Here is a 7,629-nt window from a genome sequence, read left to right as displayed (position 1 = left end):
GTACCCTACACTCTCAAGCTGCGGGCCGCATTCTCTCACCCGCCAACAACGTTAACACTGGATTTCAGTGCGGCCCGGAAGGGCGACTTCGTGCTCACGGCAAGCGAGGTAAATCCTGTGGTGCGCGCCTTGCGCTCGCACGACATCGAAATCACTGCCCTACACAACGAGGAGCCGCGGCTATTCTTCATGCACTTCTGGGCCAATGACGAAGTCAGTAAGCTTGCAAGGGGACTCGAAGAGGCGCTTCGGCATGTGAATCGCAAGAGAGAATAATGAACGCATCGCTGCAGGAGGCGCGACAATGCAAAGTTCACCGGCCCGGCCAAGCGCCGACTATTTGACAAGCGCGCAAATGGCATATGCTGTCAGCGTCCAAGCCGTTGGGGGCGTAGCGGCTACATGCGCTTGTGCTACCCACCCTGGGGCTGGGGAATCAACCGGCAAGCTCCTAGAAATTAAAGCTTTTGAATTTGACGCGCTGGCACCGCCACCTATCACGACTTTTGGCTTGGGACACCAAGCCTGTGCGGATTTGTCTGGGCTTGTATCGTTCGCACTTGCATACCGGGTGATTTCCCAACCGCTGACGCCGTCCTTCCCCGCTGGACCCTCAGCCCCCATTGCACCTTTAGGTCCCTGCTTGCCGGGCAGGCCTTGTGGACCGACAGGCCCTTGGGGCCCCGGGGGGCCCGCTGTTGCGCAACCTGCAAGCAAGGCGACACATGCGAGGATGTTAATAATTCTCATGACCACCTCCCCGGTTTCCCGGTGAGTCCCAAAGCCTAGCAGCACGGCGCCCGCATCGGGAGCGGCCAATGAGGCGGAGGAAGGACCCGCGCTCCTTCGAGCGCAGCCGACCGACTGCTCCCGATCTGCAGTGGGCTGAGCGGGGCAGGGGTTGACCCACTGGTTCCCCGATAACAGTTAGTGGCTGCTAATGTTCCAGGCTCGGCGTAGGCCGACTGGCATGACCGGAATGAGGCCGGTCAGAGAGATCGACCGAACCGCCGCTGTGATCCCGCCTCTACCAAACATGTGAGCATCCCCTAATTTACCCCTCATGAGTCTCCTCTGGTTCCCCCGGTCTACGTGAAAGCGAACCGTCCGGGCATTCGCCATGGGGGCAGCCACGTCGAGGGAGCCGCCGAGGAACTGATGGTGTGGGACACAGAGGGGCCGAAGTGGACGAAAGCGGTCCAATCATGCGTTGACGCGTTCGAAGGCAGAGTATCCCCCAAGAGATCCGTGAAGCCTTTGAGGCGACGGCCAAGGTGGCGAGCGTGTATCTCTCGCCTGAGTAGGAGGTCTCATGGCAAGTCTTTGGTTCGTTCCTCCAGTGTTCGTGAAGACTGAAACGGACGGTGTCAGGCATGGCTGCAACAATACGAGGGCAGCCCTTGAGCAGCTCAAGAGGTGGACCCGGAGAGGACCTCGCTGGCACAAGGCGTGGACCCTCTGCCTGTCAGCACTGGAGGGCGATCCGATTGACCCTCATGTGATACGAAAGGCTTTCGTGGCTGCCGCTAAGGAGGCGGAGATGTATCTCTCGCCCGAGTAGGAAGTGCTATCCATTGGTTTCACCCTCCGGTCCATATCGAAACCGACAAACCTGGGCTCACCTACGTCTGCACCAATGTCGAGGGTGCGACTGCGGAACTCATGAAGTGGACCAAGGGAGGACCTAAGTGGAAGGAGGCCGTCGAGGTCTGCGTGGCTCTCATTGAAGGCGAGCGCACGCCCGACGACGTTAGGAAGGCCTTCGAGGCTGCTGCCGAGGAGGAGGGGTTGCTACGCTCCTCTAACTAGCGCTCGATCCCTCCAACCGGCGGTTGGTAGACGCGACGCAGCTGGCGAGCGTAGGTTCCTACGATCCGGGCACAACCCCCCGCCCACACCCCGTGCCTGGTGAACGACTGAAAGCCTGCCGTGCCGAAAGGTGCGGCGGGCTTTTTTGTCTTCGGTCCGGGAACTGCGGCCGAACCAGGACGTTTGAATCGCGCAGCACTGCTCCCCGTGCTGAGAGATCGGATCTTAGTCCTCCGATCCGGCCCGCGTCCTTTCCGTCCCCCTCCGGGCGCGGGCTTGCTTTGGAAGATCGGATAGTCTCCTCCGATAGGCCCGCGTCCTCTTCCTCCGAGGGTCGCGGGCTTTGATGCAACCAGTGACTGGCCTTCGGGCTACACCACCGGATGGATAATCGCACTGGCAAAGCGTGACAAACCCGGGCACAAGGTGCGTCGGGCTTTTATATTTTGGAACAAAGACTTGGCGCAAAGATTAAGCTCCGGTATGAAGACCTATAATTTCGATCCGGCCGAGTTCGCCAAGTTAGAGTTCCTACTGGCTCACACCTTCAGTCCCATGAAAAGCGGGGTAGCGCCGAACTCGATCAATTCCGGGCCAAATTCCTTCCAATTATTCGCGATGTGTATTATCAGGTTTTGGGACCCAAGATTGACGGTCGCCAGCATGAGGCAATCTCTGAAGCTGATGCTTGGGAGCCGGAGTTGCCTCCGGAGCGGGCTATCGAACTCCTAGCTGAGATATTCAAAACTTAAACCGAAGGATTCGGCGGCTTTTTTGCTGTGCGGGTGGAACCCGATCTGGCGACAATCGTTCGGTGCGGCAACAAGGCGCTGTGCTGTCAGATAGGGGAGAACAATGCGGGAAAGGCAAGCATTCACCGATAAGGAAAAACAAGACAGAACGGAGCGCACGTCGGATGCTGCGCGGGAATTGATCGAGGGCAAGCGCGTCGCACGAGATGCAAAAACGGCTCGGCTTCGGGAGCAACGTCTTAAGGCTGAGCGAATGAAAAGCCCGCTGCGGGAGGGGACCGGCAGCGGGCCTTTGCCACATTAGGAGCACCTTCGCGGCTACATCCTGGGGAATCGACCGCTACAGTAGCTGCAACGGTTCCAAAACATTTGGCGGAGTCGTAAGGGCCAGCCAATCGAGGGTCATTCCTTATTCCTGCGTTGTAACCGTCTAATTTGCCCTAGCTCTGGAACACATGCTTGAGACGCAAGTTGGGGGAACTGCAGCAATGCTCGAATTCCTCCTTGGATAGCTGCAGATCGGAGATGCACCGATCAGCCCGCGTCCTTCCCTTCCGTGGGGCGCGGGCTTTCACTGAGGCAGCCAAGCCACGCTGCCCTCACGGTGGCGGGCTATTACCTTGCAGGTCGCTAGTCAGAACTCTAACGTGGCCCATCTCGTCCAACTGCCCTGCATCGTATTTTTTAGATGCCATTTCATGGACGGCATCCAAGCCGAAGTCTTCGACCGCTTCGGTCGATGTCACGACGAGGACACGCTCTGTTCCATCAAAGGCTTCAAGCCACAACTCGAATCGCTCAGTGGCTCCACCTTCGCCAGTAAAAACCAGACCCATATGTTGCCTTGATTCCCGTGCCTTCGTAGTTGGTCCGATATCTCATTTCCGCTCCCGCAATGCTCTCGCGGCTTCTGTCAAAGTGGTCCGGTCGTTGCCCTTGCTTTTGATAAGCTGGCGGACTTGATCTGCCGAGACGCCGTTCTGCTGGGCAAAATGTTCGATCTCGTAATCGTCACCGGCGGACACACGGTCGCGGTCGCGGAAGTCACGCTTGCTCTTGTCGTCGGCCATGTCGTTCTCCTGATGAGATTCGGATCAATGGCAACGCCGGCAAGCGGTTTTTGTTTCCGCGCCACTGCGGAATCACGATCTGTTCACTCTGGCTAATGTAAGCCGTCCTCCTAAAATCGAGCCAGTGCGTAAAATTGTAAGTACCGGCGGCGGCCGGCTTGAGTTCATTCCACCGATGATGCCCACCTTGGTTGCCAAGCCGCCCCAGGGCGACGCGTGGTCCCACGAGGTCAAGTTCGACGGCTACCGTTCCCAGATCATCATCGACGCCGACGGTGTGCGGATCTTCACCCGCCGCGGCCTAGACTGGACATCGAAGTACCGCGATCTGGCCGAGGCAGCCAAAGGTCTCAACGTACAGAGCGCCATCATCGACGGCGAGATTATCGTGCTCAACGATGCTGGCCTGTCTGACTTCGGCGAGTTACGAAAGGCCATCACCCGGCGGCAGCACGACCTCTATTTCGTCGCGTTCGATCTCCTGCACCTAAATGGCCACGACGTGCGCGACATGGCACTTGAGGATCGGCGGGAAATCCTGGCCGGCCTTATAGGGTCTGACAGCCGCATCCAGTTCAGTGAGACAATGCCAGGCGAGGCTAATGCGATCTATCATCTAATCGACGCGGCCGGCCTGGAAGGGATGGTATCAAAGCGTCGAGACAGCAAATATAGCAGCGGGCCGACAACCAATTGGCTGAAGACAAAATCCTTCACCGAAAGCGAGTTTGAACTTCTCGGAGTTGAACGCGAGAGGGGCAAGCCGGCGTTTGCTCTGATGGCCGAGCCCGGCACCCGCAAATATGTCGGCAGCGCGTTTGTCAGCGTCAATCGCGAGATGCGGGAGCGGCTTTGGAAACGAGTGCAGGAACACGCCGGGCCACCGCCTAAGGAAATGCCAAAGCGGCCGGCAACGCAGTGGGTCAAGCCGGGGATAAAAGCCCGCGTGAAGCATCTGAGGGGCGAGGAAGATCTTCGGCACGCCTCGCTGCAGGATTTCTGGGATGACGAGTGAGCTTCCGCTTCGATCTGAATCTCGTTTTGTTGACCCTTAAGCAGCCGCACTTGCGGTAGGTTGATTGAGTCGACCCTAAGGCGCTTCAGCCCTGCTTGACGAAGCCGGCGGTGACCTCATCTTTGTGGGCGGCGAAAGCTGCCAGGACCTCGGTTTTCTCGGGCTTCGGAACCTTGAAGTGGTCCAGGGTCCGCCCGAGTTCCGCTGCGACCTCATCAAATTCCACGGGTGAGATCCGGAGATCCCGGTGGGCTTCCTCGAGGCCAAGGTGCGTCGTGCCGGGCTTGGTGGCCACAAACTTGAAGGGCCCGCCAGAAACGTCGCAGACCCACAGCGTGCGCATGAACTTGAGGCCGGGCAGCCTTCCAAGGTTCTTGGTGTGCCATTCGCGCAGCTGCGGGTTCTCGGACGTCTGGCCGACGATGGGGTTCTTCACGATGGCGTCGCTGAAGTGATCCACCACCGCTGCGATGGCGAAGACGCCTCCCAGCCGCTCGTACAGACTGTTCTCAGGCGTGGTTTGGTTGGCCTGCGCGGAGCTATTATCCGCCGCCGCCAAAGCCATCGGGGCGACGGCCAGCCCGGCGACGACGCTTCGTCTTGTGAAAGAGGTCGAAACAACCGTTTTCATCTCTGGTCTCCTTCGAGTTGAGCCAGAGCGGCAGCAGCCTGTCTGGCAGCTTCGTTGAAGTGACATCGGATACTTTGCCGTATCCGGCATGCTCTATGGGACTAACGAGCCACCCGGCGGAATTATTCCGATCGACCGCATTCCATTGGACGAGAGCCATGACCATTAGGTGAGGGGCGATTGGCGCGGCCGCACTTATGGCCAGAGCGTTGCGCCGTGGGTTGTTTCGTACCCCTTGGCGGTTTTCGAGATACCGAAACAGGTCTCCCTGTTCCCTCCCTAGGCGGCCTAAAATGCCTGCCGCTCAACCTCAAGAGAACCTAGCGCGACTGTCGCGGGCTGTTTCGCTCAGAGCTGCGACCAATCCGCTTGCCCTTATCATCGAAATCAGGATTATATTCCTCCCCGTTGCGGCGAACCCTTCAACGGAGATCGCCATGCCCCAAAAGACCCTCGCCGACACCCTGGCCGCCCGCGAAACCATCTATGTGAATCGCGGACACCCGATGTGCTGCAAATCGATGAAGCTCGACATTCAGGCCCTGATTGACAGGCTCGGCTGTGACCACGGCTCGATGCATGACGACCTGATCGGGCTCTTTGTTTGCTCAGCTTGCAAGGCTGCCGGCCGTGACCGCCGGCAGGTGTTCTTCACATGCATTCCTGACTACGAAGGCCAGCAGCGGGCGCGCAATCGCGATTGGAAGCCAACTTTCGAACGAAGGGGCTGAAGGTGGCCGACGCCGCTTGAGGGGCGTTGGGGTAAGGACGCTTGACGGCGCCGGCCGGGCGGATTGGGGTCCGCCGCCGTTGGATAGTACCGATCTTGGCAAATCAAGTAATTGCGTTATCGCGGAAGAGTGGCGAAGGATCAATCGTCTTCCATTTCGAGAGTCCGATACTCGCCGCTTTCGTTGTCGTAAACTTCGACTTCAACTGTTGATCCGTGTCGCCGAATGCTCTCGACAGTTACGTCCCGATATTCGCCCGCACCCCTATTCTGACAAACGGATGCTCAGCGTCGACAGGAGCCGGCAGGCTGTGGCCGATCAAATCCGAGTTCCAGCACCCGATCTCGTGGCCGTTCAATGGAAGCGAGAAGCCGCAAAGGACCGCCATCTGCCGATCGGTGCGGATGAAATCGCCAAGCTCATTGCGGCGGACGAGGCATTTCTTGCAGCGCATCCGATCACGAAGCAACCCCGTAGAAACCGTGGGCGGAGCGACCATCACTGAACCGGACAAAAACTGCCTAAGCCCGCTGCCTCACGGTGGCGGGCTTTTCATTTAGCGGGATAGCGGCCAAATCTTAGGCTTTTGAACCTTTTGAGTGTTCCCCATAGGGCCTATGCAAAAATTCGCCCACTGCACCGCTATCAGAACGGCCCGTTGCTATAGCGTGGTAATCGCGGCCATTACCCAATATTGGGGAGGGTAATTTCGGGACCGGACGCGCATGCTCGCGAGGGGGAGTTAGTTCAAAAGCCCCTATAGAGGACAATGGCTTAGGCCAATTTAGTTAACAGGTTTCCGGTTAATAGGTCGCTTGGCCGCAGCGCATCGAGGACCACTTCGTAGACACCCCCTATGTCTTCCTCGATCTCGACTCCGCCGATACCTACTGCTGCTTACTGCCGGTCCGGGCGATAGACGAGGAAAGCGAGACGGACGGCAGCGCGTAGACTGGGACGCGACCTCTATGCAGAAGACCCGCCGCTACATTTGCGAAGCGACGGGCCTCCGCCCCATTCCCCCATACCTGACCATGCAACTGCCGTGCCAGACTTATTGACCCATCGCGGGACACCTTATGGCTTCTGCGCAGGCCTGGATGTTGCAAACAAGGATATGCCAGTCGGGCCAGGCTCGGCTGTGGGAATTCCCACACCGGGGAAAACATTGGAAAAGTCCGCTCCCAGTTTTGCTTTCCATCGGCAACCCATCACTCCCGTTTCCCTGCCGTGCACGCCGCAGCCTGAATTTCATTCGAGCAGTCGGCCAGACTTTGCCTCGCCCCAAATGTCGAAGCTGGCCAGCGTCGTCTGACCGCCTCATGGAAACTATCAGGGTGTCTAAAATAGATGGTGAGTAGATGGCTGCTGGACAGAAATCCGCAGTCGCGAGCCGCCCCGCAAGGTCTGATCGACCAAGGGCTCGCTGTCCGTCGCTTTGGCCAAGGTTTTGGTGATGTCACATCGCGCGCGAAAGGATCTGGACTTTCCGCAAGTCTGCCGGATGCCGGGGAAAAAGCCATTCCCCTGGCCGGCCAAATAGGGAAAACTGTTTCATTCCGTCCCACGCTGCTTTCAGGCACTCGCAACGCGCGGAAGTGGGAATAGAAGTGGGGATGAA

At 58.5% G+C, this 7,629-nt stretch carries 9 protein-coding genes; 5 read left to right on the top strand and 4 right to left on the bottom strand.

Features of this window, described 5'->3' with window-relative positions:
* Both EOA78_RS34330 and EOA78_RS34315 read left to right on the top strand, forming a co-directional pair.
* A partial coding sequence (locus tag EOA78_RS34330; RefSeq protein ID WP_127320045.1) for a DUF1259 domain-containing protein occupies positions 1-276 on the top strand: 276 nt, incomplete at its 5' end.
* 1,293 nt (positions 277-1,569) lie between these two features.
* A complete protein-coding gene (locus EOA78_RS34315) occupies positions 1,570-1,809 on the top strand; it encodes a DUF982 domain-containing protein (protein ID WP_127320043.1) in 240 nt (79 codons plus the stop codon).
* 1,351 nt (positions 1,810-3,160) lie between these two features.
* Here the strand turns inward: EOA78_RS34315 and EOA78_RS34310 are convergent.
* Together EOA78_RS34310 and EOA78_RS34305 are read right to left on the bottom strand one after the other, a co-directional pair.
* Entirely contained in the window at positions 3,161-3,397 is a 237-nt protein-coding gene (locus EOA78_RS34310) for a hypothetical protein (protein WP_127320041.1), read from the bottom strand.
* A 42-nt stretch (positions 3,398-3,439) separates the two neighbouring features.
* Complete coding sequence (locus EOA78_RS34305) at positions 3,440-3,631, bottom strand: DUF3606 domain-containing protein (protein ID WP_127320039.1); 192 nt, start codon at positions 3,629-3,631, stop codon at positions 3,440-3,442.
* Positions 3,632-3,809: 178 nt separating this feature from the next.
* Here EOA78_RS34305 and EOA78_RS34300 point away from each other — a divergent pair, with 178 nt between their 5' ends.
* On the top strand, positions 3,810-4,646 hold the full coding sequence (locus EOA78_RS34300) for an ATP-dependent DNA ligase (RefSeq protein ID WP_127320047.1): 837 nt from the start codon (positions 3,810-3,812) through the stop codon (positions 4,644-4,646).
* Between the two features lie 85 nt (positions 4,647-4,731).
* Here EOA78_RS34300 and EOA78_RS34295 read toward each other — a convergent pair whose 3' ends face one another.
* Positions 4,732-5,277 carry a group 1 truncated hemoglobin gene (locus tag EOA78_RS34295; protein WP_127320037.1) on the bottom strand — a complete coding sequence of 182 codons (546 nt, stop codon included), beginning with the start codon at positions 5,275-5,277 and terminating at the stop codon, positions 4,732-4,734.
* Positions 5,278-5,714: 437 nt separating this feature from the next.
* Here EOA78_RS34295 and EOA78_RS34290 point away from each other — a divergent pair, with 437 nt between their 5' ends.
* Positions 5,715-6,008 (top strand): hypothetical protein, encoded by a 294-nt coding sequence (locus tag EOA78_RS34290; RefSeq protein ID WP_127320035.1) that lies wholly within the window; start codon positions 5,715-5,717, stop codon positions 6,006-6,008.
* Positions 6,009-6,148: 140 nt separating this feature from the next.
* Here the strand turns inward: EOA78_RS34290 and EOA78_RS36330 are convergent, their stop codons facing one another.
* Positions 6,149-6,235, bottom strand: a complete 87-nt coding sequence (locus EOA78_RS36330) for a DUF5334 family protein (protein WP_164784091.1) — start codon at positions 6,233-6,235, stop codon at positions 6,149-6,151.
* Here EOA78_RS36330 and EOA78_RS34285 point away from each other — a divergent pair.
* Positions 6,217-6,513, top strand: coding sequence for a hypothetical protein (locus tag EOA78_RS34285; RefSeq protein ID WP_164784087.1), 297 nt, complete (start codon positions 6,217-6,219; stop codon positions 6,511-6,513). The genes EOA78_RS36330 and EOA78_RS34285 overlap by 19 nt on opposite strands.
* The last annotated feature ends 1,116 nt before the right edge of the window (positions 6,514-7,629 follow it).

The organism is Mesorhizobium sp. M5C.F.Cr.IN.023.01.1.1 (genome assembly GCF_003997585.1).
In the GTDB taxonomy this organism is placed as follows: domain Bacteria; phylum Pseudomonadota; class Alphaproteobacteria; order Rhizobiales; family Rhizobiaceae; genus Mesorhizobium; species Mesorhizobium wenxiniae.
The sequence above is the reverse complement of the archived record's forward strand: the minus strand, read 5'-3'. Positions and strand labels throughout refer to the sequence as shown.

What these genes read in the sequence shown, in the direction of transcription:
- EOA78_RS34305 (WP_127320039.1), bottom strand. Translation starts at nt 3,631, where the DNA reads ATGGCCGACGACAAGAGCAAGCGTGACTTCCGCGACCGCGACCGTGTG.
- EOA78_RS34290 (WP_127320035.1), top strand. Translation starts at nt 5,715, where the DNA reads ATGCCCCAAAAGACCCTCGCCGACACCCTGGCCGCCCGCGAAACCATC.
- EOA78_RS34295 (WP_127320037.1), bottom strand. Translation starts at nt 5,277, where the DNA reads ATGAAAACGGTTGTTTCGACCTCTTTCACAAGACGAAGCGTCGTCGCC.
- EOA78_RS34300 (WP_127320047.1), top strand. Translation starts at nt 3,810, where the DNA reads ATGCCCACCTTGGTTGCCAAGCCGCCCCAGGGCGACGCGTGGTCCCAC.
- EOA78_RS34310 (WP_127320041.1), bottom strand. Translation starts at nt 3,397, where the DNA reads ATGGGTCTGGTTTTTACTGGCGAAGGTGGAGCCACTGAGCGATTCGAG.